The sequence below is a fragment of the Haematobacter sp. genome (assembly GCF_032102465.1).
Classification (GTDB): Bacteria; Pseudomonadota; Alphaproteobacteria; order Rhodobacterales; family Rhodobacteraceae; genus Haematobacter.
In genome coordinates, this window is record NZ_DAMDHB010000035.1 from 1 (window position 1) to 26,080 (window position 26,080).

At 61.6% G+C, this 26,080-nt stretch carries 26 protein-coding genes and 3 pseudogenes; 14 read left to right on the top strand and 15 right to left on the bottom strand.

Translation table 11 applies throughout. From position 1 onward, the window contains the following. Positions 1-28 precede the first annotated feature (28 nt). Positions 29-1,057, bottom strand: a complete 1,029-nt coding sequence (locus RT513_RS16795) for an FAD-binding oxidoreductase (RefSeq protein ID WP_290687335.1) — start codon at positions 1,055-1,057, stop codon at positions 29-31. 52 nt (positions 1,058-1,109) lie between these two features. Further along, entirely contained in the window at positions 1,110-1,637 is a 528-nt protein-coding gene (locus RT513_RS16800) for a M55 family metallopeptidase (protein ID WP_290687337.1), read from the bottom strand. A gap of 167 nt (positions 1,638-1,804) precedes the next feature. Here RT513_RS16800 and RT513_RS16805 point away from each other — a divergent pair, with 167 nt between their 5' ends. The 5 genes from RT513_RS16805 (at position 1,805) to RT513_RS16825 (ending at position 7,274) form a co-directional block, all read left to right on the top strand. After that, positions 1,805-3,046: an ABC transporter substrate-binding protein gene (locus RT513_RS16805; RefSeq protein ID WP_290687334.1), complete on the top strand. Its 1,242-nt coding sequence runs from the start codon at positions 1,805-1,807 to the stop codon at positions 3,044-3,046. Positions 3,047-3,404: 358 nt separating this feature from the next. Continuing rightward, positions 3,405-4,418: an ABC transporter permease gene (locus RT513_RS16810; protein WP_290687333.1), complete on the top strand. Its 1,014-nt coding sequence runs from the start codon at positions 3,405-3,407 to the stop codon at positions 4,416-4,418. A gap of 2 nt (positions 4,419-4,420) precedes the next feature. After that, the gene (gene ddpC, locus RT513_RS16815; RefSeq protein WP_290687332.1) at positions 4,421-5,326 is read left to right on the top strand and encodes a D,D-dipeptide ABC transporter permease; all 906 of its coding nucleotides are present in this window, start codon (positions 4,421-4,423) and stop codon (positions 5,324-5,326) included. Further along, entirely contained in the window at positions 5,326-6,246 is a 921-nt protein-coding gene (locus tag RT513_RS16820; protein WP_313534185.1) for an ABC transporter ATP-binding protein, read from the top strand. The genes ddpC and RT513_RS16820 overlap by 1 nt, the downstream gene beginning before the upstream one ends. 95 nt (positions 6,247-6,341) lie before the next feature. Continuing rightward, positions 6,342-7,274, top strand: a complete 933-nt coding sequence (locus tag RT513_RS16825) for an ABC transporter ATP-binding protein (protein WP_290687330.1) — start codon at positions 6,342-6,344, stop codon at positions 7,272-7,274. A gap of 878 nt (positions 7,275-8,152) precedes the next feature. Here RT513_RS16825 and RT513_RS20875 read toward each other — a convergent pair. The 4 genes and pseudogenes from RT513_RS20875 to RT513_RS16835 all read right to left on the bottom strand — a co-directional run. After that, positions 8,153-8,362, bottom strand: coding sequence for a transposase (locus tag RT513_RS20875; protein ID WP_409518424.1), 210 nt, complete (start codon positions 8,360-8,362; stop codon positions 8,153-8,155). Positions 8,363-8,398: 36 nt separating this feature from the next. Continuing rightward, entirely contained in the window at positions 8,399-8,704 is a 306-nt protein-coding gene (locus RT513_RS20880) for a hypothetical protein (protein WP_409518422.1), read from the bottom strand. A 211-nt stretch (positions 8,705-8,915) separates the two neighbouring features. Further along, the gene (locus RT513_RS20885; protein ID WP_409518423.1) at positions 8,916-9,077 is read right to left on the bottom strand and encodes a hypothetical protein; all 162 of its coding nucleotides are present in this window, start codon (positions 9,075-9,077) and stop codon (positions 8,916-8,918) included. Between the two features lie 113 nt (positions 9,078-9,190). Beyond that, positions 9,191-9,643 (bottom strand): annotated as a pseudogene (locus RT513_RS16835) (IS5 family transposase); the annotation flags it as partial. Here RT513_RS16835 and RT513_RS16840 point away from each other — a divergent pair. Continuing rightward, a complete protein-coding gene (locus RT513_RS16840) occupies positions 9,563-9,958 on the top strand; it encodes a transposase (RefSeq protein WP_290687329.1) in 396 nt (131 codons plus the stop codon). The pseudogene RT513_RS16835 and the gene RT513_RS16840 overlap by 81 nt on opposite strands. A 108-nt stretch (positions 9,959-10,066) precedes the next feature. Further along, positions 10,067-10,369, top strand: a complete 303-nt coding sequence (locus RT513_RS16845; protein ID WP_290687328.1) for a transposase — start codon at positions 10,067-10,069, stop codon at positions 10,367-10,369. Positions 10,370-10,789: 420 nt separating this feature from the next. On the opposite strand, the pseudogene RT513_RS16850 reads toward RT513_RS16845, so the two are convergent. The 7 genes and pseudogenes from RT513_RS16850 to RT513_RS16880 all read right to left on the bottom strand — a co-directional run. Beyond that, a pseudogene (locus tag RT513_RS16850) lies at positions 10,790-10,904 on the bottom strand (transposase); the annotation flags it as partial. Positions 10,905-11,710: 806 nt separating this feature from the next. Further along, the gene (locus tag RT513_RS16855) at positions 11,711-12,853 is read right to left on the bottom strand and encodes an MFS transporter (RefSeq protein WP_313534186.1); all 1,143 of its coding nucleotides are present in this window, start codon (positions 12,851-12,853) and stop codon (positions 11,711-11,713) included. Positions 12,854-12,889: 36 nt separating this feature from the next. Then, positions 12,890-14,512: an ABC transporter ATP-binding protein gene (locus RT513_RS16860; protein ID WP_290687326.1), complete on the bottom strand. Its 1,623-nt coding sequence runs from the start codon at positions 14,510-14,512 to the stop codon at positions 12,890-12,892. A 3-nt stretch (positions 14,513-14,515) separates the two neighbouring features. Beyond that, complete coding sequence (locus RT513_RS16865) at positions 14,516-15,358, bottom strand: ABC transporter permease (RefSeq protein WP_256947321.1); 843 nt, start codon at positions 15,356-15,358, stop codon at positions 14,516-14,518. A gap of 52 nt (positions 15,359-15,410) precedes the next feature. Continuing rightward, positions 15,411-16,328, bottom strand: coding sequence for an ABC transporter permease (locus RT513_RS16870; protein WP_088215666.1), 918 nt, complete (start codon positions 16,326-16,328; stop codon positions 15,411-15,413). Between the two features lie 54 nt (positions 16,329-16,382). Beyond that, entirely contained in the window at positions 16,383-17,900 is a 1,518-nt protein-coding gene (locus RT513_RS16875) for an ABC transporter substrate-binding protein (protein ID WP_290687325.1), read from the bottom strand. 29 nt (positions 17,901-17,929) lie between these two features. Further along, complete coding sequence (locus RT513_RS16880) at positions 17,930-18,565, bottom strand: RraA family protein (protein WP_290687324.1); 636 nt, start codon at positions 18,563-18,565, stop codon at positions 17,930-17,932. Positions 18,566-18,683: 118 nt separating this feature from the next. Here RT513_RS16880 and RT513_RS16885 point away from each other — a divergent pair, with 118 nt between their 5' ends. Further along, positions 18,684-19,595, top strand: coding sequence for a LysR family transcriptional regulator (locus RT513_RS16885; protein WP_290687323.1), 912 nt, complete (start codon positions 18,684-18,686; stop codon positions 19,593-19,595). Positions 19,596-19,814: 219 nt separating this feature from the next. On the opposite strand, the pseudogene RT513_RS16890 reads toward RT513_RS16885, so the two are convergent. Continuing rightward, positions 19,815-19,953 (bottom strand): annotated as a pseudogene (locus tag RT513_RS16890) (integrase core domain-containing protein); the annotation flags it as partial. A 260-nt stretch (positions 19,954-20,213) separates the two neighbouring features. Beyond that, positions 20,214-20,735 carry a TetR/AcrR family transcriptional regulator gene (locus tag RT513_RS16895; protein ID WP_313534187.1) on the bottom strand — a complete coding sequence of 174 codons (522 nt, stop codon included), beginning with the start codon at positions 20,733-20,735 and terminating at the stop codon, positions 20,214-20,216. A gap of 456 nt (positions 20,736-21,191) precedes the next feature. Between RT513_RS16895 and RT513_RS16900 the strand changes: the two genes are divergently transcribed. The 6 genes from RT513_RS16900 (at position 21,192) to RT513_RS16925 (ending at position 26,078) form a co-directional block, all read left to right on the top strand. Beyond that, the gene (locus tag RT513_RS16900) at positions 21,192-21,956 is read left to right on the top strand and encodes an HpcH/HpaI aldolase family protein (protein WP_290687321.1); all 765 of its coding nucleotides are present in this window, start codon (positions 21,192-21,194) and stop codon (positions 21,954-21,956) included. A gap of 82 nt (positions 21,957-22,038) precedes the next feature. Continuing rightward, positions 22,039-22,518, top strand: coding sequence for a RidA family protein (locus tag RT513_RS16905; RefSeq protein WP_290687320.1), 480 nt, complete (start codon positions 22,039-22,041; stop codon positions 22,516-22,518). 99 nt (positions 22,519-22,617) lie between these two features. Beyond that, the gene (locus RT513_RS16910; RefSeq protein WP_290687319.1) at positions 22,618-23,682 is read left to right on the top strand and encodes a threonine/serine dehydratase; all 1,065 of its coding nucleotides are present in this window, start codon (positions 22,618-22,620) and stop codon (positions 23,680-23,682) included. A gap of 294 nt (positions 23,683-23,976) precedes the next feature. Continuing rightward, complete coding sequence (locus RT513_RS16915; RefSeq protein WP_313534188.1) at positions 23,977-24,717, top strand: ABC transporter substrate-binding protein; 741 nt, start codon at positions 23,977-23,979, stop codon at positions 24,715-24,717. Positions 24,718-24,804: 87 nt separating this feature from the next. After that, positions 24,805-25,425: an amino acid ABC transporter permease gene (locus RT513_RS16920; protein WP_290687318.1), complete on the top strand. Its 621-nt coding sequence runs from the start codon at positions 24,805-24,807 to the stop codon at positions 25,423-25,425. Continuing rightward, entirely contained in the window at positions 25,422-26,078 is a 657-nt protein-coding gene (locus tag RT513_RS16925) for an amino acid ABC transporter permease (RefSeq protein ID WP_290687317.1), read from the top strand. Before RT513_RS16920 ends, RT513_RS16925 begins: the two co-directional genes overlap by 4 nt. Positions 26,079-26,080 lie beyond the last annotated feature (2 nt).

Here is a 26,080-nt window from a genome sequence, read left to right on the forward strand (position 1 = left end):
CGGGATTACACCGTCGAAGGCGCTGAAATTACACCACGTGCGCGGACGCTAACTCGAACAACTCGCTTGCAGCTTGGACGGCGCGGGTAATCTGGCGTGACGAGGGCAACGCCCCAAGCGGCGCCATATGCGCTCGGGTCAGCACGCGAACGCCTGCATCCATCGGCGCAATAACAATCCCGTTTTCCTCATCGAGAGTCGACAAGTCGGGACCAGCTTTCCCTGCAAAGTGACGGTGATATCCGCGCTTGAACACCATGGGAATGCGATAGCCCAGCTTTCGCACCAATCCCGGTGACCAGGGGCCGAGAGCGAGCACGGCATGTTCGGCCTGGAGTGGACCATCCCGGGTCATGACCTGCCAACCGGCGCCCGCTTGCCGCAAGGTAGCGGCGTCGCCGTAGGCTATGGCGCCGCCGCGCGCGGCAAACAGCGCCGCGTATCGGGCCGTCAGTTCACCCGGATCGCGGCACGTCCAAGGCGATGTCCAATGCACGGCACCGGCCAGTCGCAGCCGCAAGGTCGGCTCCGCCTTCGCCGGATCATCGCCGGACTGGGCGATCGAGTGGACGCCATAGTCGCGCCCGATGCGGATGGCATCTGCGGCGGCCTTCTCGAACCTCGCCGGGTCTCTGTAGATTGCCCGCCAGCCGCGTTTCACGATCAGGTTTTCGGCGCCGGTAGGTTCAATGAAACGGGCATGATCCTCGCTGGCTCTCAAGACGAGGCTGCGATAGGCGGCAACGGTCCGCGCGTAGCCCTCGGGGGCCGAATGCGCAAAATAACGCGGGAGGGGACCGGCCAGTGCCGGCAGATCGCGCAGACGCCAATCGACCTCATTGCCGCGTTTCAGCGCGACCCTGAGGATTCCCGAAAGCGTGCGGGGGAATGCGTAGGGCTCCACCGCTTCGGTCTGAATAATGCCGGCATTGCCATAGCTGGTTTCGCGGCCCGGTGCCTGACGGTCAACCAGAACGACCTGGCGCCCGCTTTCCTGTAAAGCCAGCGCGGTGGAGACGCCGACCATTCCGGCGCCGAGCACGATACAATCAGTCATGAGCCTCTGGCCTTGGGCAAACAGTCTGCGTTGAGAGCTGCGAGCTGCATCATCAGAACGTAAGCCGGGAATTGTAGCCGGTCACGAAGCCGATGAAGCGCGAAACATCCACCATGTCGTCGCCCTGATAGCGGATCGTATAGCCGTCCGTCCGTTCCACCCCCTTGAGGTAAGACAGATATTCGGCAGGGAGACGGTTGCGGAAGACGATCTCCAGCAGCGGTTTGTCAAGCGTGAACACTTTGGCGGAGCCGGCTCTGGCCAAGGCCGCTTTCACGCCGTCGCGCACCTTCCGATGCGCGACGGCAGGGGTGAGCGTGATGGCAGACTGGGTAGAGTAGACCTGCTTCACCGGCACCGTGACGATATCGCCGATGCATTCCGTGATCTCTTCAAGAGCAACATTGTCACCCGACGCCATCAACACGGGCACACCAAAATGCCCGGCGATGGCGGCGTTGATACCTGCCTCCGGCATGACTTTTCCGTTGATGCGCACCTCGGCAAACGCCGTTCCGCCGATCGTGTGCGACAGTACCCCGCCAATATGGCTGGCACCGGCGTGGTAGCCCAAGAGAATAGCGCCGACGAACGGGTCGAGTTGGACGCCCTACATCATCATCAACGGGCGTGGCCAGGAGCGCACGATCTGGACATAGTCGGGGAGCCTGTCGATCAGGATGCTCTGCCCATTGCCTCTCTGCAGCCCCACTTTCGGCCGCAATCGCTGCTCAAGACGTTCTGGTTGTGCTGCGAGCCGAAGACCCGCCTACGGCTGATCCCGGCATTGAAATCAGCAACAGCGGCTACACGCTCACCTACGCTGCCTATCAGCGCCTTGTCGCCTACAAAGGTTCGTCCACGGAAGTCGGACCTGAACTTGCCGAAAGCTGGTCCGTGGATGACAGCGGCTTGGTGTGGACCTTCAAGCTGGCCTCCGGCCACAGGTTCGACGACGGATCGCCGGTGGACGCCGCCGCGGTAAAATTCAGCATTGATCGCCTGATGAAACTCAAGGCCGGTCCGTCCGACGCCTTCCCTGTCCTGAAGGAAGTCGAGGTCGTCGATCCGCAGACGGTCCGCTTTCACCTGAGCGGCCAGTTCGCGCCCTTCATCTCCACCCTCGCGGTCTCGGGCGCAGCCATCATCAATCCCAAGGTGATGGAGCATGAAAAGGACGGCGACATGGCGCAGGCCTGGCTGGCCGAGAATACGGCAGGATCCGGCCCGTACCGCATCGCCAACTGGGAACGCAATCAGACCATCACCCTCGATCGCAACGAACATTACGGTGGTCCCGCGCCCGCGCTGAAGCAGGTGCTGATCCGTATCGTGGGTGACGTGTCGGCGCGCCGCCTGCAGCTTGCCAATGGCGATGCCGACATCATCGAGCAGGTTCCGCTCGATCAGGCCGAGGCGCTGCAGAAGGATCCCTCGATCGTGGTCGAGAGCAATCCGAGCATGTATGTCGACATCGTCTACATGAACAACCGCAAGGCGCCGCTGGATGATCCCAAGGTGCGTCAGGCGATCTCCTATGCGCTCGACTATCAGGGGCTGATCGACGGCATCATGCTGGGTCAGGCCAAGCAGATGCGCGGCCCGGTGCCCAGCGGGATGTGGGGCCATGATCCGCAGGGTTTCCAATACAACCAGAATATCGAGAAGGCGAAGGCGCTGCTGGCGGAATCGGGCAAGACCGGCATCAGTCTGACATATACGTTTTCGCAGGCCGATCCCGTCTGGGAGCCGCTTGGTCTCGCATTGCAGGCAAACCTTGCCGAGATCGGGATCAAGCTCGATCTGCAGGGCGTCGCCGACACCACGAAGCGCGAACTTGCAGCAACCGGCAAGACCGACCTGTCGCCGGGCGCCTGGACGCCCGACTTCGCCGATCCCTACATGTTCATGAACTACTGGTTCGATCCGGCCAGGATGGGCGGCGGGGGCAACCGTTCCTTTTACGAAAACCCAAGGTCGCGGAACTGATTAACGAAGCGGCCAGCATCGTCGACGAGGGCAAGCGCAAGGACCTGTATATCGAGGCGCAGAAGATCTCGACGCAAGAGGCGCCCTACATCTATGTCATGGAAAAGAACGACATCTTTGCCCGCCGCGCAGCGGTGGAAGGCTATGTCTACAATCCCATGCTGATCCAGGTCTACAACTTCGGCACCATGTCGAAGACGCAGTGAGAAAAGGCGGTGGCGGACGTTTTCCAAGCGGTCCGCCACAGCGCTTTGCCTGCCAGTGGAATTGCTGCCGCCATCTGACGCACAGCGTCCATCCGGTTTCCACTTCCCTCAACGCCAGTTCGGAATCCACCCTAACAGCAAGGGCTGATATCATGGCAATCACCCGCATCATCATTCCACCGCTGATCCTTCTCCTCTTCGTTGTCTTCGGCGTCGTCGTCATCACATTCACGATCTCTCACCTCATCCCAGGCGACCCCGCCCGGATGATTGCCGGGGATCGCGCGAGCGCCGAGACCCTCGAAAACGTCCGACACAATCTCGGGCTGGACAGGCCGGTCGTCGAGCAATTCAACATCTATGTCGGCAAGCTCCTGCAAGGCGACCTCGGCACGTCGCTGCGGACCAATCGTCCAGTGACTGCCGACATCAGAACGTTCCTGCCGGCGACCTTGGAGTTGGGCACATTCGCGCTGCTTCTGGCGATCGTGATCGGTGTGCCGCTCGGTGTGCTTTCGGCTGTGTACAAGGACGGCCCCATCGACCAGATCGCACGGACGGTATCGGTGTGCGGCATTTCCATGCCCGTCTTCTGGTTCGGCCTGATCCTGATCTACTTCTTTTACGCGAAGTTGCAGATCCTGCCCGACAGCGGGCGGCTGGCGATGGGAATTGCGCCGCCCGATCGCATGACCGGCTTTCTGTTGATCGACTCTTTGCTGCAAGGTCGCTTCGATCCTTTCCGCAGCGCCGCCTGCCATCTGATCCTGCCTGCCTTCGTGCTGGCCTTTGCGAACATGGGTGTCATAACCCGGCAGATCAGAGCCTCGATGCTGGACGTTCTGCAGGAAGACTACATCCGCACCGCGCGCGCCTCCGGCCTGCGCAAGGGCATGATCATCTTCAACTATGCGCTGCGCAACGCCCTCATCCCCTCGATCACGCTGCTGGGGCTGGCGTTGGGCGACCTGCTCTATGGTGCCGTATTGACCGAAACCATCTTTGCCTGGCCCGGCATGGGCACCTATGTGGTGACCTCGGTCAGGACGCTCGATTTCCCTGCCATCATGGGGTTCACCATCGTCGCCTCCATCGGCTATGTGCTGATCAACCTTCTGGTCGATCTTGCCTACCTGCTGGCCGATCCGCAGATCAGGGAGGTCTGATCATGAGCATCGTCCAGTCAACTGAACCGGCAGGCGCGGCCAGGTTGCGCGGCGCAAGATCCCTGTCCAGAAGGTTCCATTATCTGTGGTACCTCAGCCGCCGCAGCCCGCTGACGCTCATTGGTGTGGCGATCATCATCCTGGTGCTCATCCTGATCGTCTTCGCGCCCTGGATCGCGCCCTATGATCCCGACAAGATCTCGCTGACCGCGCGGCTGAGGCCGCCGAGCATGGATCACTGGTTCGGCACCGACGAAGTGGGGCGCGACCTGTTTTCGCGCGTCGTCTTCGGCGCGCGGGCATCCTGCGGCGCGGCCTTCATGATCGTGCTGATCTCCACGACCATCGGAGTGGTGATAGGCTGCCTCTCCGGCGTGCTTGGCGGTCGCTTCGATACCGGCATCATGCGCCTGATGGATGTGATCATGGCGTTGCCGGCGCTGGTGCTGTCCATGGCGCTGGCTGCGGCACTCGGGCCCAGTCTTTTCAATTCGATGCTAGCAGTCGCCGTCGTGCGCATTCCCGCCTATGTGCGCCTCGCGCGCGGACAGACATTGTCGCTGCGCGAGCAGGTTTTCGTGAAGGCATCGCGCAGCTATGGCGCGTCGCCGCTGTATATCCTTCGCTGGCATATCCTGCCCAACGCGATGCCGCCGATCATCGTGCAGGCGACGCTCGATCTCGGCGGCGTGGTGCTGATCGCGGCCGCGCTAAGCTTCATCGGTCTGGGTGCGCAGCCGCCGACGGCCGAATGGGGCGCGATGGTTTCGAGCGGACGTTCCTTCATGCTGGACCAATGGTGGTATGCGACCTTCCCCGGCCTTGCCATCCTCATCACGGCGATGGGGTGCCATCTGGTCGGAGACGGTATTCGCGACATGCTCGACCCGCGCCTGAGGGGGAGATGATGGCCAATTCCGCACAAGACCCTTCCGAAGCCCTGTCCATCAGCGGCCTGTCGCTGGAGTTCCCGACATTTTCCGGCCCCGTCAAGGCGCTGGACAACATCTCGATCGAGATCGGCAAGGCCGAGATCGTCGGCATTGTCGGTGAAAGCGGCCGCGGCAAGTCGGTGACGACGATGGCGGCGACCGGGCTTCTGCCGCGTGGCCGCTACGACATCACCGCCGGTTCGGTCAGCCTGTTTGGCCGCAACACGCTGGCGATGGACGACAACCAGTTGCAGCACGTGCGTGGAAAGCTGGTGTCAACCATCTTTCAGGAGCCGATGAACGCGCTCAACCCGTCGATCCGCATCGGCAGGCAGTTGACCGATGTGATCATGGCGCATGAGAAAAGGACGCTGGCCGAAGCCAGGCGCATCGCGCATGACATTCTTGCCGACATGCTGATCGGCGAACCCGAACGCGTGATGCGGGCCTATCCGTTCGAACTTTCGGGCGGTATGCGGCAACGTGTTCTGATCGCCATGGCCTTCTCGTCCAATCCGGGCCTGATCATAGCGGACGAGCCGACAACCGCGCTGGACGTGACGGTGCAGGCGGTCATTCTGAGATTGATCCAGAACCGCGCCCGCAAGACCGGCGCCTTCGTCGTCTTCATCTCGCACAATATCGCGGTCGTGTCGCAGCTCTGCGATCGGCTCTACGTCATGTATGCCGGGCGCATCGTCGAAAGCGGCGCGACGCGCACGGTGCTGGAGGCGCCGCAGCATCCTTACATGCAGGCCCTGTTGCGCTGTCTGCCTGAACGCGTGGCGCCAAAGCAGGAACTCGAAGCGATACCCGGTGCCGTGCCGGACCTTCTGCATCCTCCCGCCGGCTGCTATTTCCGCGCCCGCTGCAAAGAGGCGGTGGAGCGTTGTTAGGCGGAGGCGCCCTCATTGCTGGGTGCGCAGGCGCACAAAGTGTCCTGCTGGCGGCGCGCGCCCGTCGTTGCCGATCTGGAAAGCGGAGGACAGGGATGAACATGACGGTCAACACGCGCGAGGAGCCGGTTCTGGCCGTCGCCAACCTCTATGTCCGCTTTCCGGCATCGCGCAACTGGATGGGCCGGCCGACATCCTTCGTGCATGCGGTCAACGGCGTCGACATCGCCGTGCGTGCCGGCAAAAGCCTAGGGGTTGTCGGCGAATCCGGCTGCGGAAAGAGCACGCTGGCACAAGCGATCATCGGGCTGGCGCCTTATCAGCAGGGCACGGTCGCCATCCATGGTCAGGATTTCCAATCGGCGCAAGGCAAGCAAAAGCGCGATATCAGACAGAAAATGCAGATCGTCTTTCAGGATCCGCAATCGTCGCTGGACCGCCGCCTGCCGGTCTGGCGGTTGATCAGTGAGCCGCTGCATATCCGCGGCGGGCTCGGCGACGCGGAGCTTCGGGCGAGGGCCGAAGAGCTTGCCGTGTCTGTCGGCCTGCGGCCCGAGCAACTGGATCGCCTGCCGCACGAATTTTCCGGCGGCCAGCGCCAGCGCATCGCCATTGCCCGCGCCATTTCGACCGACCCGGAGCTTTTGGTGCTGGATGAGCCGACATCGGCGCTCGACGTTTCTGTCCAGGCGCAGATCATAAAACTGCTGCTCAAGCTGCAGCGCGAGCGTGGCCAGGTCGTTGAATCGGGTCCGGCGAAGGAAGTTCTCGGCGCCCCGCGCCATCCATACACGCAAACCCTGCTGGTTGCAGCGCCCAGTTTCGAGACCGCCCTGCCGGAGATTGCGGAAGTGCGTATCGGCGAACTGCCGAACAATCGAAAACTGCCACACGGCTACTTCTACCTGGAACGCTGCCTCAAGGCTGCAAGTGGATGTGAACGGCAGCAGGCCCTGCACAAGATTGACGCGGCACACCAGGTCAGGTGCCATCTGAAAGAGAACTTTACGACGTGTCCTGCTTGCTGAGACGAATGCCACAAAGCCACTTCGTCCGGTTCTGCTGCAAACTTTCTAGAAACCTGTGATTGTTCAGTGGAGTTGAGGTCTGACTCGAACTTGCTGCATGTGCAGGATGGTGTCGCTGATTTCGAGGAGAATCAGCGCGATTGAACGCAGATTTGGATTGACGAGGCCGGGACCGGCGGGCTTCGTTGTCGAGCAGACGGAGATCGACTGCGATTGCGTATTTCTTGACGTTCGGGCCGCGGGGGTCAGCGGCGTACAAGGACCCCCTCCCGCGCTGGACAAGGCATCCGCATTGCAGTTGCAATGAGTAAGGTCGCGAGGCTGGAAGCATTGGCGCGTGGCCGCGGAAGATGGCTTGCGTCCAAAGACTGTCCATGAGAAGCCATCTGACGCGCATAGGCTCCAGCCTTCGGTGACGGTGTCGTCCCGGTCAAAGGGGTTTTGCGCATGTCGAATGTTCCGCTTAACCGCAGTTTTCTCTTAGATCCGTTGATCTGCTTCCCTGTTCGGCAGCCTTCGCCCGAGATCGACCCGGGTGCATGCTTCGGTCCGTGGTCAGAGCTTTGGCCGCCAACATGATGCTGGTTCAATGCAATTCCGATGTGCCCGTCTCCTTGGCGTGCTCGATGCGATCGGCGTCAGTCCTGAGCACGGCATCACCGGAACCGCGTCCTGTGGGGACCTCGAAGGCCCGCGGTCAGGTGGGCAGAAGTCTGGAACCTGTATCTTCAGCCAGCATGAAGCACCGGAATGTCACAGCGGAAGTCGGTATCATCCTTCCACATGCGGTGCAGGATCACGGCGATGCGGCGGGCCAGCGCAACCATCGCGCGCTTGGCACCACGACGGTGCGCAAGTTTTGCCGCCCAAGGTCGCAGTCAGCTCGCCCGTCCACCAGTCGTCGGGAAAACAGTCCACCGGACTGTTTTCTGATCCTTCTCATACATCATGACGGTTGCCGCCTGGCACAGCGCGCGTCGAAGGTTGATGTCGCCTGCCTTGGTGATCCTGCCCGAGACGTCGCGTTCGCCTGACGGGTTGCGAGAGGGCGTCAGGCCGACCCACGGTCCGACCTTCTTTGAGGATATGAAACGGGCGGGGTCACCGACAGCGGATCGATAAGGTCAACGCCACAACAGCGCCGATTCCGGGCATCGACATCCGCCGACGACATCCTGGATCCTCTTGGGCGAGTTGACGGACATTGCGTTCAAGACCCGCCAGCTCTCGCCGCAGTGCCGAGCGGCGCGAAGCATGGATTCCGTTGCCGCTTCCCGCATCGGATTGCCTGCCGCCAGTTCGCGGATATGCTGCTCGAACCTGCTACGGGATATGGTGCCAACCTTGAGCCCGAAGTTCCACAGTAGCCCGCACAGAGACATTTCCAGCGTGATAAACCCTTGTTGCACAGCCTTGCGGGCACTGAGCACCGCTCTAAGCCTCCTGTGCAGACACCGGTTTGCAATGAACGGCTCGAAACCAACCAAGATGAGGCAGACGTGCAATACTCTCGACATCCCGTCGGTCCGTCTGGATCGGCATGGCCTTCAGGGCGCCTTTTACTTGTCGGGTTTCCATCAGAACGACAGTAGTCTCGTTTCTCACAACCCACGATACAACCATTGCGACAACGGGCCAGTCTCAAGTCCGACGGCAGCATTGCGCCGTCCTGATCGCGGTCCAGCGCAACGGCCCTTCGGGTTCACTGGCCACCTGAGCCTCCTTCAAAATCTTTCCATGCTCACTGATCACGCAGAGCGCGGTCATCTCCAGCGACACATCTAGCACGACAAACAGCTTCATCCCGCGGTCCTCCAGGTGCATCCGATACGGGAATGGCGCCAGCGTACACTCGATCTTGCAACGGTAACGGGCGGGTTGCGAGACAGGCCCCGTTACGGTATATCATTCTCATTTTATAGCCAGAAGAAAACGGTTGCGGCGAGGGCGATGGCTGAGAGGAAGAAGATGGGACATCTGGCGTATCGGGTCGCAACATGCCTCCAGTCCTTGAGCGACCGAACATGATCTTGATGCGGTTGCGCCGTTTGTAACGCCGCTTGTCGTATTTCATTGTCTTCTTGCGAGACTTCGGGACCGGGGATACAGACCTTTATCTCCTTGTCTTTCAAAGCATCTCATCACCAGTCTGCATCATAGCCCCTGTCGGCCAGCAGCCAACCCGCTTTCGGCAGGCTGCCGATCAGAGCCGCGGCGCCGGTGTAATCACTGACCTGAGCAGCCGTCATGAAGAAGCGGATCGGGCGGCCATCCGCATCGGTCACGGCATGAAGTTTGGTAGTCATGCCGCCCCTCGTGCGCCCGATCAGTCGCCATGCCCCCCTTATGGATGGCCCGCCCCTCCCGCCGACCTCTGTGTAGGATGCCTGCCCGAAGGGCATCGCTGCAGAGTGCCAAACGCTCCGGCGGGTCATACTGCCGTGGCGGATCTTGCCCGGGAGCGGGAAGCCGTCGTCTGCTTCGAGTCGACCGGCGGTCAGGAACGGCAGTCCTGGGCGCACCTGGAAGCAGAAGGTGTTGCAGCCCGCCAGGTTCCTCCCGCTCAGGTAAAAGCGTTTGCGCAAAGCCGTGGCACACGCGCCAAGACCGACCGTATCGACGCCGAACTCATCGCTCGCTTCTTCGCCCTCCTCCCCGAAGGGGGCCGAAGCCTTCCCGAATAAAAACTGCGCATTCTCAAGGCGTTGATGTCAAAACTAGCGCAGCTGGTGGAGATGCGCAGGCAATTGCTTGCCTAAATCTGCGCGCATCAGAAACTGGGAACCGCTGAGATGTTTGAGGACGTCGACACCGAGTTGAAGCAACGGATCGACAGCCTGATCAAGGAGCTTGAAGACAGGATCATCCGGGCCATTGTGAGCGATGATCACCTATCGGAGATGGCCACCGTCCTCCGTTCCATCACGGAGATCGGCCCGGTTGCCAGCACAATGCTGATCGCCGAAATGCCTGAGATCGGCACCATCACCGGTGAAGAAGCGGCCGCACTCGCTGGGTTGGCCCCGGTCGCGCATGACAGCGGAACCCTCCGCGGAAAACGGGCGATCGCCGGTGGTCGCCGTGTCCTCCGGTAGGTGATGTTCCAAGCGGCCTTGGTTGCGGCACATCAGAACCCCAGCCTGAGATCCTTTGCAGATCGCCTTCGCAAGGCGGGGAAACCGCACAAGTTCATCATAATCGCTGTCGCCAGAAAGCTGGTCACCATCGCGAATGCGTTGTGCAAAAGCCGTCAGAAATGGGCGGACAATCCAACCTGACAGATACAGTTGCTAGGAGGTGCAGGCGAGAGGAAATGGACCGACCGGACGGACCCGGTGCGTGGAGGCCCTGGCTTTTATAAAGGCCTCCGAGGCCGAACATTTGTTGAGGGCCACGCTTCGCGGATTACCCATTTGGGCGCGCCAGCATCAACCGGCGACGCCGGATAGATGTCAGCACCCGTCATGCTCGGAAACCACCTCGAAGCGCTTGCCAAGGGAGAGCCGCCCATAGATGTACAAGCTTACGCTGCTGATCCCATGCTCTCGGCACAGTTCCGGCACCGCAACGCCGCCTTCGGCCTGGCAGCACCGCCATGATCTGCGGTTGGGTAAATCGGGTCTTCCTCATTCGAATCTCCTCAACTCACGGCTCACGCCAGCCCCTTAACCATGGGAGGATTACCAATGCACGCTGACCTTCATTTGGGTCAGGCGGGCCCAACGGGTGCCGGTGCGCATCACGTTCGATACCCCAGCCGACAAATGCAGCTCCTATCCGGATCCACTGCAACGATCACGGTCTTTGCCCCGGACGGAGAGCTAGCGCCGGGGCTATTTCAGAACTCATCTTTACAGGGACCTAGAATTTTACAGGGACGTAGAATGAAGCTCTTCCATAAGGTTAACTCAGGGCATCAGCGCAAAGGGACGAGGGTCCGTTACTGTCTTGACTGACGTCCCGGTCGCCCGCCTGGGTGATGTGATGTCCCGCCTCGTCTCCGGGTTGCGCGAGCCTGCGGCAAGCGGACCGACGATGCTGTTAAGCGAGGCGATCACCGTCAGCGTAAGGTCTAGCCACAAGATTGTGGTGCCAAGGCGCCGGAACTTTGGCCCGCCGGTGAGGTGATCGCGCCCCTGCTTAATCGGCTACGCGAAGCGGCGTGCACTGCCGATTTGCCGGTCCTCGCCGCCGCGGTCTCCCTCGGAAGTATCTGTCGAAATCAGTCTTCCAACCGGAGATGGTCATGCATGTGATTATCGTCGATGTGCCTGCCATGACAATTTCTGGCCAGCAAGGCGAGTCTGAAGGCCAGTCATAAGACAGCGTAAACGCTGGTCGCTGCCGGTCGTGGTGGATCGATGCTGTGTTGCGCGATTGGGTACTGCGTGTAACACTATCGCATGTCCTGAGCCGGGCTCCGGCCTGGTTCTGTCTCAGAACTCCTTGCCGCGAAAGGCCCTCGGTGCCATCAGGGTGGCGGTCATCAGGGCCGCTCCCGAAACGCCCATGACGCCCGCCGCACCGAACGACCCGACGGCGACCCCTGCGATGATCGGGATCGTGAACTGCGCGATGCGGTTCGCGGTCAGGCGCAATGAGAGTGCAGTTCCGCGCGCGGCTGGAGGCGCGATCACCATGGTCAACGACACGGTGCTGGTCAGCGCGATGCCGACGCCGAAGCCGGTGAGGGCCAGACCTGTCGCCAGCCCCCAGACAGGGAGGGGTAGGCTGATCCCTAGCAGCCCGACCCCGCCGAGAAGGGTCGCCACCAGCAACAGTCGACCGCGGCCCAGAAGACGAACCGCCCGGCTGAAGCAGATACGCGACACCATTGCAGCCCCCGCGCGCAGGCTCAGCAGGATACCGATTGTGGCGGGAGCGATACCGCGTTCCATCCCGAGCAACGGCAGGAAGGCAAGGATCAGGTCCTGAGAGGCGACACAGATGCTCCCGAGAAGGATCAGCCACGGCAGGCCCGGGGTAGCGGCGATCTGCGAAAGCGGGATTTCCGCCTGATCCTTGGCGCGCTTGCGGCTTGGCGCGACCCGCATCAGCCGGAGTATTGCCAGCACCAGGAGCGCCGCCCCTAGAACCGGAATCGCGGTACCATGGTTCTGCCCCTCCGTCGCGCCCAGAAACAGCGGCCCCACGGCCTGACCTAGCGAGATGGCGACCATATAATTGCCCAGCATCGCATCACGATGCATCCGGCTGGAACTGCGCGAAATCAAAAGTTGCATCGAGGCCAGCACCAGTGTCTGCGCGATGCCCAAGACTGCCGTCGCCGCCAGCAGGCCGGGGAGTGACGGCGGCAGCAGCCACAGCGCGAGGCAAGCGATCAGTAGGCCGATGGAGCCTGCCAGTGCCGCGCCCTTGGCGCCCCCGCGATCATTGAACCGGCCAAGGAGCACCGTCAGTAAAACCGGCAGAATCGCGAAAGCCGCCGACAAGAACCCGATGACCTCTGGGCCGAAGCCCGCATCGAGGGCGGCATAGGTGGTTAGGATCCGGGCCAGCGGCACAGTCGCTTGCACCAGCAATCCGGTCGCCAAGATCGGTAGGAGAATCGGCGTCATGATCTGACGCCGGGGTCTTTGGGTCACTCTGTCGTCCTATGCCGCCTGAACAGGGAGCGTCGCCCCAGCCCTCAACAGAGCCTTGGTGTAGTCGTGCTGCGGGTGGTCGTAAACCTGCGCCACGGGACCCTGTTCGACAATCCTGCCCTGATACATCACCAGAACCGACGTTGCGAAATCCCGTATCAGCGCCAGATCATGGGCGACGAAGACATAGGACAGCCCGTAGTCGCGGCGCAGATCCTTCAGCAGATCAATCACTTGCGCCTGGATCGACACATCAAGCGCCGAAACCGCCTCGTCGCAGACGATCAGTTCCGGCTTCAGGGCCAAAGCACGGGCGATGGCGATCCGCTGGCGCTGCCCGCCCGAGAACTGGTGCGGATAGCGGTCCGCATGATCGGGTTTCAGTCCGACCTGTTCCAGAAGTTCGCCCACTTGCGCGCGCCATTGCCCGCGCGGTAGGACATCGGGATGGATCGCCCAGGGTTCTGCGATGATCTGCTGCACCGTCATTCGCGGATTGAGCGAGGCGGTCGGATCCTGGAATACGAACTGTACCCGACGGCGCATCCTGTAGTCCTCTGCCCCGGTCAGGCCATTGAACGGCTGACCGTCGAAGTGGATCGTTCCCGAGCTGGGCTCATCGAGCGCGAGGATCATCCGCGCGAGCGTCGACTTGCCGGAGCCGGATTCCCCGACGACACCAAGTGTCTCGCCCTTTGCCATGGTGAAGGAGACGTTATCGACGGCCTTCACCGGCGCCGTCTTCAGTTTGGAGAACTGGCGCGCGAGGCCGCCGTAGACCTTCGAGACATTTCGCACTTCCAGAAGCGGCGTGCCCCCTGCATCATCGGCGGCGGTGGCAAAGCCTTTGCGCCCCGGCACCGCGTCCAGCAAGCGGCGGGTGTAGCTGTGCCGGGGATCGTTCATCACCTGCGCCGCGCTGCCGGTCTCCACGATCTGGCCCGCCTGCATCACCACCACGCGGTCCGCCACGCGTTCCACGACCGAAAGGTCGTGGGTGATCAGAACCATACCCATGCCGTTCTCGGTCTGGATTTCCTTGAGAAGCTCCAGCACCCGGGCCTGAACGGTCACGTCCAGCGCCGAGGTCGGTTCATCGGCGATCAGAAGCTTCGGTTTCAGGGCGATGGCCGAGGCGATCATGATCCGCTGCCGCTGCCCGCCGGAGAACTGGTGTGGATAATCCTTCATCCGCCGTTCCGGTTCGGCGATGCCGACGCGGGCCAGCAGTTCGACCACGCGTGCCTGCGCCTGATCGCCGGGGGTGCCATGAACACGCATCGTCTCGGCGATCTGCCAGCCGATCGAATAGACCGGGTTCAACGCCGCCAGTGGATCCTGAAAAATCATCGAGATGCTCCGCCCGTTGATCCGGCGGCGCGTCTCGTCATCCGCTTTCAGCAGGTCCAGCCCTTCGAACAGGATCTCGCCCTGTGAGATGGCGGCGGGCGGTGTCTCGATCAGGTTCATCACTGCCGAGGCGCTGACCGATTTGCCCGATCCGCTTTCGCCGAGGATGGCGAGCGTCTCGCCCGGATCGACATGCCAGCTCACGTTCTCCACGGCGCGCACGACACCTGCACGGGACGGAAACTGGATCGAGAGGTTCTTCACGGAAAGAAGGGGTGCCATGGCTTACCTCGCTTCGGTTTCAAGGCGCCAGCGTTCCACAGGATCGGTAACGATGCGCAGCCAGTTGGACAGCAGATTGAGGGACATCGCGACAAGCATGATCGCGAGGCCTGGCCAGAAGGCGAGCCACCAGGCGGAGCCGAGATAATTGCGGCCATCCGCCACCATCAGGCCCCATGTCACGTCGGGCGGCTGGATGCCGATGCCGAGGAAGCTGAGCCCGGATTCGACCAGCATGACGAAGGCCATCTCCAGCGCCGCCAGATTGATGAGCGTCGGCAGCAGCATCGGCGCGATGTGGCGCAGCAGGATGCGGTTCTTTCCTGCCCCCATCGCGCGGGCGGCAGTGACAAACATGCGTTGCTTCAGCTCCAGCACCTCTGCACGAACGGTGCGCATGAAGATCGGGATGCGCGAAACGGCCAGTACCAGCACCACGTTTATCACGCCCGGTTCGAACACGAAGAGCACGATCACCGCCAGCAGCATCGACGGAAAGCTCATGATCGCATCCGCCAGCCGGAGGAGAACCGCTCCGACCCAGCCACCGCGATAGCCGGCGACGAGGCCGAGAAATCCGCCGACCAGCATCGCGACAAGGACGGAGCTGCCGGCGATAAGGAGGGTGTTCTGGCTAGCGACGATGATCCGGGCTAGCAGGCTTCGCCCGAGCGCGTCGCCGCCCAGAATGAACATCCAGCCGTTTTCGATCGAAAACGGCGGCGCGTTGCGTCCGCGCAGGTTGAGCGAGCGGGCCTGTTCCGCCAGAAGCGAGGGGCCGATGATCGCACAGATCAGCACGATCAGAAGGAAGATCAGCGATGCCGTGGCGTAGCGATCGCGCAACAGAGACCGCAGCAGGACCGAAGACCTGCGACGCCCGGACGCGACCGGCAGCTTAGCTGTGGCGGATGCGGGGGTCGACGAAGGCATAGGAGATATCCACAATGATGTTGATGAGGAAGACGGCCAGCGCGGTCACGAGGATGGCTGCCTGAATAACCGCGAAATCACGCATCAGGACGGAATCGATCATCAGCTTGCCGATGCCGGGAAAGCCGAAGACGGTTTCCACGATCACGGCACCGTTGACGATGCCCGCGGCCTGGTCGGAGGCCACGGTGATCACCGGAAGGAGCGAGTTGCGCAAGGCATGGACGAAGATTATTGTCCGGGCCTTCACGCCCTTGGCCTTCGCCGCCTTGACATAGACCGAGGAGAGCGCCGTCATCATCGAGGTGCGCATCACCTGAACCAGTACCCCCGCCGGGCGCAGCGTCAGCACGGCCACGGGCAGCACCCAATGCGCCCAGGTTCCGGTGCCCGAGGTCGGCAGCACGTTCAGCGTGACGGCGAAGATCAGCACGCCGACGATGGCGACCCAGAAGTTCGGCGTGCTGGCACCGATCAGCGAGATCAGGCTGGCGATCCGGTCGAACAGTCCGCCGGGTCTATAGGCGGCGAGCGCGCCCGTGACGATGGAGATCGTCAACACCAGCGGCATGGTCACCGCGGCCAGGGCCAGCGTGGTCGGGAACGCTTCCAGCACCATATCGAGCGCGGGGCGCGAATAGCGCAGCGACTGGCCGAAATCACCGTGGAACACGCCGCGGATGAAGGTGCCGAGTTGGACCAGCAGCGGGTCGTCGAACCCGTGCAGCGCGTTGTACGCGTCGATCTGTTCCTGCGTTGCCTCCGGCGGGAGGAATAGCTGTGCGGGAGACCCGGTCATTCGGGCCAGGATGAAGACGACGATGACGAGGAAGACTAGCGACAAGATGCTCTGCATCGATCGCTTGAAGATGAAATCGCCCATGGGGCACCTCCGATCGGGGACGGGAGGCCGGGGCGTTCACACCCCGGCGGGCGGTCAGCTCGAGGTCAGCTGAAGTTTAGACAACTGCAATTCGACCGCGTTGGCTATGGTCGGTGTGAAGTCGACCCGGGGACCAACGCGCATGTAGTTGACCATGTAGAACAGCGGCACGTCCGAAACGATATCTTCATAGATCGTGCGGAAGACCTTGTGATAGGCGGTCGCACGGGCTTCGCCCGACAGCGTCGAGGCTTCCTCGATCATCGCGTCGAGTTTGGGGTCATGCAACTCGCTCTGTCGTCCGTTCGAGTGATACTTGAAGTAGACGGTAAAGGCCGCATCGCCGCTATTGTTGTCATGCATCGTCAGGAAGATGTTGGGCTTGCGGGCAGGGTCGAAGGGCTTGTTGGCCACCTCCAGCCATTGCGACATCTCCAGCGTTTCCATCTTCACGTTCAGTCCGACCGCGCGCAGCATCTCGCCCACCGCCTGCACGAATTCGTTGCTGTTGGCGAACATCGCCGGGCGGCCGATCAGCCGCATCTCCGTCTCGACCGGCACACCATCCGCCTTGGCCTCGGCCAGCAGGCGCATTGCCTCCTCGGGGTCGTATTTCCACGGCACCAGATCCGGGTTCCAGCCCAAGACATTGGGGCCGACCTGCTGGGTCGCCACCTTGGCCTGATCAGAGATTATGGTGCCCAGGAATGCCTGGCGGTCGATGGCGAGGTTGATCGCCTTGCGCACCCGGACATCGTTCAGCGGCGGGATATCGACACTGAGGCGGAACATCGCGCTGTCGGAATTCGGATAGACCTTGTCCATCTCCGCATTCGTCGCATCCTGCGGAGCGATGGAAAAGGCGAGATCGGCCTCGCCGGTCTGCACCATAGCAGCCACGACCGAAGATTCCGCGCGCCAGACATAGGTGGCCTTGGTGATCGTCGGGGCAGCCCCCCAGTAATCGTCATTGCGCTCGATCACCACGTCCTGGCCTTGTGTCCAACTGACGAAGCGATACGGTCCGGTGCCAACAGGCTCGTTGGTATAGATGCCCTTGGGGGTATTGGGCGAAGAGATCGCCATCTGGGCCAGAAGCGTCGGCAGGATCGGGCTTGGCTTTCCGGTGGTGAATTTCACGGTTAGCGGATCGACCGCCTCGGCCTTGATATCCACTCCGTCGAAGTATTTCGTGCGGGTGATACAGGTCAGCGCGGGGTCGGTCGTCCGTTCCAGTGTTTTGATGACGGCCTGTGCATCGAATGGCGCGCCGTCATGGAAGGTCACTCCGGGATGCAGCCTGAAAGTCCATTCCGTCGGGCTGTCCTGAGTCCAGCTGTCAGCCAGCCTCGGGATCAGCGAGGCGTCGTTATAGTTCAGCTCGACGAGCGTTTCGACCACGTTCTGCTTGATGATCCTGCCGATCACCGAACGTGGTGTTTCGCAAGGGTCAAGCCGGTCCGGCCCGGCGGGCAGCACGATCTTCACTTCCGTCTCCGGCCCGGCCAGGGCGGGAATGGCGGCTGTCGCGGCCAGCAGCGTCGCTGCGGCCAGAACTCCCAGATGTCGCATAAGGCTCCTCCCTTTCGACAATGTCGGTGTTATCCCGCGCGGCGGGTCATCTCCGTAAGTGTCTTGCGGATTTCGGCGATCTTCTGACGCTCATGCTCCTCCTTGGCACGGACGGCAGGCAGGATCCCGGCGGCGGTCTCCGGGGGGAGGGTCACGATGCCATCGGCATCTCCCACCACCAGATCACCCGGCATTACCACGCTTCCCCCAACGGCGATCGGCCGGTTCAGCACGCCGGGACCGTTCTTGTAGGGGCCGCGATGAGTGACCGCGCGGGCATAGACCGGCAGCCCTAGTTCGCGGATCGCATCGACATCGCGGATCGCACCATCGATGACGAAGCCCGCAAGACCGACCGCCATCGCCTTCTGCACGATGATCTCGCCGATCAAGGCTTGGGTGACATCGCCGCCGCCATCGACGACCATCACGTCACCCGGGCGCACTAGGTTCAGCGCTGCATGGATGGCGAAGTTGTCGCCCGCGCGGGTCCGCACGGTAAAGGCGGTGCCGATGATCGCCTGTGCAGCGTGATAGGGCAGCAGCCCAACGGCACCGGGCAGGCGGTCGAGGCAGTCGCTGATGATCGAGCTTGCGGTCCCGCTATAGTCGCGTAGCAGATCGGCGGGCACCTGCGGCGCCGCCGGATATTCTCGGATCGTCATGAATCCCCCCAAGACGTTTGGCGTGGCATCGCCACGTCAGCAATCGTATGGCTTCCTTTTTTAACAAAAAAGCGATATTAATTGACTATAATTGGTGCACTTTTTGCATGGATCGCACATGTTTACTATCAAACAGCTCGAAGCTATCTACTGGTCGTCCTCGCTCGGCAGCTTCGAAGCGGCAGCGGAGTACCTGAATGTAGCTCAGTCGACGATCTCGAAGCGGATCAGCGAATTGGAGAGCCATTTCACCGATCCACTGTTCGAGCGCTCGGGCCGTCAGTCGGTGTTGACTGTACGTGGCGAGACGATCCGTGATATCGCCGAACAGATGCTGCGCCTGAATGACCGGCTGGTCAGCTCTGCCCGTGGCAGCGATGTCGCGCCGATGAGGGTCCGGCTTGGCGTGACGGATCTTGTGGCGATTTCCTGGCTGCCGGAACTGGTAGGGCGGATCGGGGACCGTTATCCGGGCATTGAGATCGAGCCCGAAATCGATCTCAGCAGCGTTCTTGTGGAGCGCCTTATGGACCGAAAAGTCGATTTCATCATCTGCCCTTACAGCACGCTGCTGCCGCAGTTCGTCGAAGCGCCGCTGGACGATCTGGCGCTTGAATGGATGTGCAGCCCTGGTCTGATCGATGGCCGGACCGAGTTGACGCGTGCAGAGCTGCTGGACCTGACCTTGCTGTCTCAGTCCTCGTCCTCGATCCTGCGCCCCATGCTGCATGCAGTGATCGATAATGAGGCCCTGCGGTTTCGCAAGCGGATCAACTGCAACAACATGGGCGCCCTGGCGGAAATGGCAGCGACGGGCATGGGGATTACCATCCTGCCGCGCAGCTTCTTCGGACGCTACATCCAGGCGGGGCGCCTGCAAGTTGTGCGCACGCCGCTGCCGCTTCCGAAGCTCAACTATTACGGCACATACAGGAACGACTCGTATAGCGACTTCTTCGCAGCAGTCGCGTCCATCTGTCGAGATATCCGGGGCTTTTCCGACGAAGCCTTTACTCAGGGCCTGACCTGATGGATTGCTGAGGAATAACAATCCAATCCAGATACACAAATACACACTGTTTATCGGACAAAAGTGACCCGCCGCTGATCGTTCATCCAGCCGCGACTTGAACCTGGTGGTTGTGCCAATGTCCGCAGCGTGAGCGATTGCCCGACGTGCGGAGCTTTTGAAACGCCCAGCAAGGCTGAGGATTGCGGCGGTCAGGGCCAGCCGGTGTCTGGCATGTCAGGCCGAATACGGGCGTTCAGTTGACGTCGGCCGTCCCAGTAGTGATCCCGACCCGGGCGTGAGCCCGGTTGTGGAACAAGGTCTCGTTGAGCAGTTCGTCGCGCATGTGTCCGTTGGATCTTTCCACGAAGCCGTGTCTCGCAGTGGCTTAACTAGTCGTTCAGTCCGGGCATCTGGTGGATCGGATTGCTGCTCTGACCGCATGCGGGGTTATGGCGCTTTCGTAATGAACTTGGCCCATCCTCCATACTAACGAATGGATCGCGTCATCAAGCCGTGGAATCAAACAGCTAAGAGTATTCGAGACACCAGATATCGAGACCCATTCGTCTCGCCCACCGAGCATGGAGCGCAGGGCGAGCGCCCGATTGCCGGGTCGCTATCATCCCCCGAGGAGTGCTATTCGCCGAGATGATCGAAGGCGGGATCGTCGATGACCGACAGCAGCAGGGCGGAGACGCGAGCCCGCTCTTCCGCGTCAAACGGCGTGAACCCGGCGAGATCGAGAAACCAGAGACCCTCGATGGCCAGATAGGCGAGAGCCGCCCGGTTGAACCCGGCGCCTTCGCTCATGGCCGCGAAGCGCTCCTTGTGGTGCTCACGCCCTTCGGTCGCGTCCCAGATCCCCGAGGTCATAATCTTGGCGCTGACCTCGTCCAGCTTCGAGCGTTTTTCTAGGGAAGAGATCGCCCAGCCCTTCAGAGCCTTGGTCCTGCTGTCGGGAAGGTCATTGGTTGCCTCGTGACGGGCCAGCAGGTAACGCTGGCGCACATGGGCACGTACCGCGCGGTTCAACTCCTCGCGGTTTGGGAAGTGGTAGATGACACCGCTTTTGCTGATGCCGGAATGCTGGGCGAGACTGTCGAAGCTCAGCCCCTCCACTCCGCGCTCTAGGATCAGTTCCAGCGCCTTGTCCAGCAACTCTGAACGCGAACTGGGGCGCCCGCGTTGTCGGCGGGGCGGGCCTTGTGTCGCATCTTTCGAGGGCAAATCCATGGTTCTTCGTCCCTGTGGTCAAAAACCAGAAACGTGTCCTAGCGAGCAATTCTAGTGCGAATTGCGGCATACATTCAACCGGGCCGCCGGTGATATCTGCCTTCGTCCCGCCGCTAGGTCTTTCCGATTATCGAGAACGGCGGTGCAAGATGGAACTGCATTGCACGACGCTGCATGCCGGCTTGCCAGAATAGCCAGCCGCACAGCTCTCACCTCTCCGGCGACTGCAGCACAAGCGGACCGGAGCCTGCGTAGAAATATCTTGACAGATTGAGAGAGCAATATTTACTGCACCGATAGGTCAGTAATTGTCGGGAGGCAGGGTGAAACCGGTCCCCGCAAGGCAGGGCGGATGCCCGCCCAGACAGGAAGGGAAGTGCAATGTCCAACCCGCTGAAAGCCATGGTCAAGAAGGGTCAGTTCATCCGGAACGGCTGGCTCTCCCTTCCCTGTGCATATTCGGCCGAACTGATGGCTCGCCTCCCCTGGAACAGTCTGACGGTGGACCTTCAGCATGGCGTCCAGGATTTCCAGAGCCTCGTCGCCTGCTTCCAAGGTATGGCCGGCTCAAAGGTTGTGCCAATGGCGCGGGTTCCGCAGAACGCGCCCGGGATCATCGGGAAGGTTCTTGATGCCGGCGCTTGGGGCGTGATCTGCCCCATGGTGAACACCCCCGATCAAGCGCGCGCGTTGGTGGAGGCCTGCCGCTATCCGCCGGACGGCTCTCGGTCTTTCGGACCCAACCGGGCCGCGGGATACGCGACCGACGTGCCCTATCACCATTTCGCCAACGACGAGATTCTGGTCATCCCGATGATCGAAACGCGCGAGGCGCTAGAGAATTCTGAGGCAATCCTCGCGGTTGCTGGGGTGAGCGGGGCCTATATCGGGCCGAGTGATCTCGGCTTTTCGCTCGGGCTCGGGCCAGCCTTTGACCGCGACGAACCCGAAATGCTTGCGGCGTTCGAACGGATCCGCGCCGCTGCTCATACGGTGGGGAAATTCGCGGGCATCCATACGCTCAGCGCCGCCTATGCCAACAGGATGCGCACCGCAGGCTTTGGGTTGGCGACGATCGGTAGCGACGGCTTCTTTATGCAGCAGGCCGCGCGCGCCGCACTTGAGGTTTGTCCCGCCGAAGGTTGAGCCGCGTCCGGTTTATGTGCCGGCCCACCGCATGGCCGCCCTGTTATAGCGGCTCTCCAGACAGTCACAAAGGACGCTTAACATGTCAGTTGCCGACAGACTCGCGGAGCGAGGGATTGCGTTGCCCGCGGCCTCGACTCCGAAATATTCTTACCGGTCGTCCAAGCGCGCAGGAGACTTGGTCTTCCTGTCAGGCGCAGTCCCGCGCCTGCCGGACGGCACCTTTCTGGTCGGCCAGGTCGGCACGGATGTCAGCATCGAAGAAGGCGCCGAAGCGGCCAGGCTTTGCACGCTGCATCTTCTTGCTGCGGCCCGCGAGGTCACCGGCACGTTGGACGATATCGAGTTTCTCAAGGTCAACGGCATGGTCAATGCGGCGCCGAGCTTCGGCGGGCACGCACAGGTAATGGAGGGTTGCTCCCGCCTTCTGATCGAGGTGCTGGGAGAGCGGGGCAGCCACGCAAGATCCGCAGTGGGCATGGGCTCGCTGCCGTTGAACGTCAGTGTGGAGATCGAGGCGACATTGCGCGTGCTTCCCGAACCGGTCCGGACGGGCAGTTAATTCCGCAGGCTGCAAATGGATCCCGACGGTCCGCAACCGATTCTGGCGCGGCCGGTGCTTCTCGAGCCCGGTCGCGCCCCGAAAGAGGCGCCTGCCAAGATGTCTACCGCTATCACTCCCTCAACCATCACATCGCTGAATTCGATCTGCCCCGATGCACCCTGGCATCTGCGCCCGCCCTCCTGGACAGAGGTCCTCGCCGCACGCAACGACGCGTTAGTGCGGACGCCGCTTCTGGAAAGCGCCCGCGTGAACAAGATGTTGGGCGGGCGCCTGCTGATGAAGGCCGAAGGGCTTCAGGTCACCGGCAGCTTCAAGGTTCGCGGTGCGCTCAACCGGATCGCCGCGCTAACGCCGGAAGAGCGGGCGCGCGGCATCATCGCCTTTTCCTCAGGCAACCACGCCCAAGCGGTCGCCTGGGCGGCGGCCCGCTTCGGGATCAGGGCGCTCATCCTGATGCCGGAGGGGGCGCCCGCGGTGAAGATCGAGCGAACACGGGCGCTTGGCGCAAAGGTTGAACAACATGACTGGCGTGTGCATAGGTCCCGCGAACTCGCCGCCCGGATCGCGGCCGAGCGCAACATGGTTCTCATTCCGCCCTTCGAAGACCGCCGCGTCTTGGCCGGAGCGGCAACGCTGGGACTGGAATTGGTCGAGCAGGCCACGGCAATGGGGGTGGCGAGCCTCGACGCGGTACTGACAGGATGCTCCGGCGGGGGTTTGCTGGCCGCAACGGCCATTGCGGTGCGGACCCTTTCGCCCACGACAGAACTCTGGGGGGTCGAACCCGTGGGCTACGAAGATCTTGCCATGAGCCTGGCGCAGGGTGCGCGCGTCACGCTTCCGCCGGGGCCGCCGACGATCTGCGATTCGCTCAACGCGCGCACCACAGGGGATCTGACCTTCGAGATCCTGCGCCGGACGCTCTCGGGGGCGATTGCGGTGACGGATGCCGACGTGTTGCAGGCCATGCGCTTCGCCTTCGAGGAATTCAGGGTGGTCGTCGAACCTGGTGGTGCCGCAGCCCTTGCGGCGCTTCTCGGCGGGAATTTTTCGCTGCGGGGCCGGACCGCTGCTGTTGTGGCTTCCGGGGCGAATGTCGATGCATCGCTGGCCGCACAGGCACTGACTGGGGAGCGGGTCCCCGCCATGGCGCCTCCGTGAGAGAGCTGACCGCCGCGGCGTGCGCAGTGGTGGTCCCAGAGACATTGGTGCTGCCCAAACGGAAGGTCTCGCACCGGGCCAGTTATGTTGACAGCAGAATTTTTTCGCTGATTACTACACCGAAAGGTCAGTTTAAGAATCCGGCGTAGTCCTCTGAAAAAAAAGTGGCGAACAAGCTTGATGCGCGCTTTCTCAGCCGCTTTCACCAACCGCCCACAATCCGCGAAAGTGCGGAGACAAACCACCACCGACAGCTCACACAACAGGGAGTTTGAAATGAATCTAATCAAAATCATGCAGGCCGTGGTTTTCGCCGTTCTGGCCGCAGGCACGCCCGCCTCGGCAGATGTCATCAAGTCCGGGGCAACAGCCACCGGGGTCCCGTTCAACTTCCTCGACCCCAAGACCAATACGATGAGTGGCTTCATGCTCGACATCGCCAACGAGGTCGCCAAGCGGGGAGGGTTCGAATTTGATCTGCAAACGGTCGATTTCGCGTCGCTGGTGCCGGCGCTTCAAAGCCGCCGAATCGACATCATCACCTCATCCTTCTCGATCACCGAGGAACGTTCGAAAGTCGTCGATTTCGCGGAGCCGATCTACAGCTTCCACCAAGGTCTGCTTGTGCCTGCCGGCAATCCCAAGAGCCTTGCCAACTACGACGACATGAAGGCCGCTAAAATCGGCACGAACATCGGCAACAGCGCCATCGCTGCGGGCCGGAAGCATGACATCAACTTCGAGCAATACAGCTCAATCCAAGACGCGCTGCGCGACCTGTCGCTTGGCCGCATCGACGCCGCGATGGTCGACATGCCCATCGCAGACTGGATCATGAGCGCCAACTCCGACTACAAAATGGAGTGGGTCGAAGGCTTCGAACCCTTCTTCACAGAGTATTACACCTTCTCGGTGCGCAAGGGTGACACAGAGCTTCTCGCTCGGGTGAACCCGATCCTCGCACAGATCAAGACCGACGGCACCTTGGCCGAGCTCATCAAGAAATGGGGCATTTCGGTCCAGATCGCTCCGTGACGTTTGGCCTCCGGCGGTGCCCCCGCCCATGCGGATGGGGGCAATTCAGACTTCAAGGTGACGACGATGTTGGAAATGGCTTCGACAATGCTCGAATTTCTGCCTCTGTTCTACACAGGGGTATGGACGACGCTGCTGCTGTGGCTAGGGGGGCTTGTGCTGGCGACGCTGCTTGGTGTGGTCTGGGCGATGCTGATCTGGCTGAAAGTTCCCGTGCTCGCGCAATTCGCGTCCGCATTCATCCTGTTTGTCAGAAGTGTGCCGATCCTCGTGCAGATCTTCTATATCTTCTTTCTGCTGCCGGATATCGGCATCGTGCTGACGCCTTACTGGGCGGTGGTTTTCGGTCTGGGGCTGGCATTCTCGGCCTATATGGCTGAAGTCTTTCGTGCTGGCATCCTGGCCATAGACCGCGGCCAGTTCGAGGCGGCGACCTCGATGGCGATGCCGCCGCTTCTGGTGGCGCGGCGTATTGTCCTGCCGCAGGCGGTCAAGACCTCGCTTCCGGGCTATGCCAATGTCGTGGTAATGATCCTCAAGACGACGTCGCTGGGCTCTGTCATCGCGGTTCCCGAGATCTCGCGTACCGCCTATCTCCTCGTCCAATCCACGTTGAAGAGCGTCGAACTCTTCAGCCTCTTGGCGCTCATCTACATCGCCATCAGCGTGCCGCTGATCGTGCTGATCCGGCGGATGGAACGAAAATGACCCAGATATTCGATACTTGGCTGGGCTTCATGCCCGACCTCCTCAAAGGTTTGTATCTGACGCTGATCATCTCCTTCGGTGCCATCGCGCTCGCCACCGTCTTCGGCCTGATCCTCGAAGCCATGCGCTGGGGCGAGCATCCGGTCCTTACCAGAGGCAATTCCGTTCTGGTGATCATCCTGCGTGGTGTTCCGACGCTGGTGTTCATCTACTACGTCTATTTCGTCTTTCCCTCGATCGGGATCGACCTGCCGCCGATCGCGGCGGGTATCCTCGCGCTGGCGATCTCGCATGCCCCCTACATGGCCGAAAACATGCGGCTGAGCATCGAAGCGCTCGACAAGGGCCAGTTCGAGGCGGCGAGTTCGATGGGAATGGGCAAGGCCCTGATGATGCGGCGCGTGGTGCTGCCCCAGGCGATCAAAAGCTTCCTGCCACCCTATGGGAACTCCATCGTGATGGCCATCAAGGATTCGAGCCTCTGCGCGGTGATCACTGTCGCCGAGATCACTCGCCAAGCCCAGATCATCGCCGCGGAGACCTTTCGCACGCTCGAAGTCTTCTCGCAGGCCGCACTACTTTACTGTGCGATCTGCGCCCCTCTCATTCTTCTAATCCGCTTCATGGAAAGCCGGATCTCTCGAAAGGTCTGAAA

What these genes read in the sequence shown, in the direction of transcription:
- RT513_RS16875 (WP_290687325.1), bottom strand. Translation starts at nt 17,900, where the DNA reads ATGCGACATCTGGGAGTTCTGGCCGCAGCGACGCTGCTGGCCGCGACA.
- RT513_RS16910 (WP_290687319.1), top strand. Translation starts at nt 22,618, where the DNA reads ATGTCTACCGCTATCACTCCCTCAACCATCACATCGCTGAATTCGATC.
- RT513_RS16880 (WP_290687324.1), bottom strand. Translation starts at nt 18,565, where the DNA reads ATGACGATCCGAGAATATCCGGCGGCGCCGCAGGTGCCCGCCGATCTG.
- RT513_RS16860 (WP_290687326.1), bottom strand. Translation starts at nt 14,512, where the DNA reads ATGGCACCCCTTCTTTCCGTGAAGAACCTCTCGATCCAGTTTCCGTCC.
- RT513_RS20885 (WP_409518423.1), bottom strand. Translation starts at nt 9,077, where the DNA reads ATGAAGCTGTTTGTCGTGCTAGATGTGTCGCTGGAGATGACCGCGCTC.
- RT513_RS16795 (WP_290687335.1), bottom strand. Translation starts at nt 1,057, where the DNA reads ATGACTGATTGTATCGTGCTCGGCGCCGGAATGGTCGGCGTCTCCACC.
- ddpC (WP_290687332.1), top strand. Translation starts at nt 4,421, where the DNA reads ATGAGCATCGTCCAGTCAACTGAACCGGCAGGCGCGGCCAGGTTGCGC.
- RT513_RS16915 (WP_313534188.1), top strand. Translation starts at nt 23,977, where the DNA reads ATGCAGGCCGTGGTTTTCGCCGTTCTGGCCGCAGGCACGCCCGCCTCG.
- RT513_RS16900 (WP_290687321.1), top strand. Translation starts at nt 21,192, where the DNA reads ATGTCCAACCCGCTGAAAGCCATGGTCAAGAAGGGTCAGTTCATCCGG.
- RT513_RS16905 (WP_290687320.1), top strand. Translation starts at nt 22,039, where the DNA reads ATGTCAGTTGCCGACAGACTCGCGGAGCGAGGGATTGCGTTGCCCGCG.
- RT513_RS16840 (WP_290687329.1), top strand. Translation starts at nt 9,563, where the DNA reads ATGAAGTTTGGTAGTCATGCCGCCCCTCGTGCGCCCGATCAGTCGCCA.
- RT513_RS16845 (WP_290687328.1), top strand. Translation starts at nt 10,067, where the DNA reads ATGTTTGAGGACGTCGACACCGAGTTGAAGCAACGGATCGACAGCCTG.
- RT513_RS16810 (WP_290687333.1), top strand. Translation starts at nt 3,405, where the DNA reads ATGGCAATCACCCGCATCATCATTCCACCGCTGATCCTTCTCCTCTTC.
- RT513_RS16825 (WP_290687330.1), top strand. Translation starts at nt 6,342, where the DNA reads ATGAACATGACGGTCAACACGCGCGAGGAGCCGGTTCTGGCCGTCGCC.
- RT513_RS16920 (WP_290687318.1), top strand. Translation starts at nt 24,805, where the DNA reads ATGCTCGAATTTCTGCCTCTGTTCTACACAGGGGTATGGACGACGCTG.
- RT513_RS16925 (WP_290687317.1), top strand. Translation starts at nt 25,422, where the DNA reads ATGACCCAGATATTCGATACTTGGCTGGGCTTCATGCCCGACCTCCTC.
- RT513_RS16870 (WP_088215666.1), bottom strand. Translation starts at nt 16,328, where the DNA reads ATGGGCGATTTCATCTTCAAGCGATCGATGCAGAGCATCTTGTCGCTA.
- RT513_RS16885 (WP_290687323.1), top strand. Translation starts at nt 18,684, where the DNA reads ATGTTTACTATCAAACAGCTCGAAGCTATCTACTGGTCGTCCTCGCTC.
- RT513_RS16820 (WP_313534185.1), top strand. Translation starts at nt 5,326, where the DNA reads ATGGCCAATTCCGCACAAGACCCTTCCGAAGCCCTGTCCATCAGCGGC.
- RT513_RS16855 (WP_313534186.1), bottom strand. Translation starts at nt 12,853, where the DNA reads ATGACGCCGATTCTCCTACCGATCTTGGCGACCGGATTGCTGGTGCAA.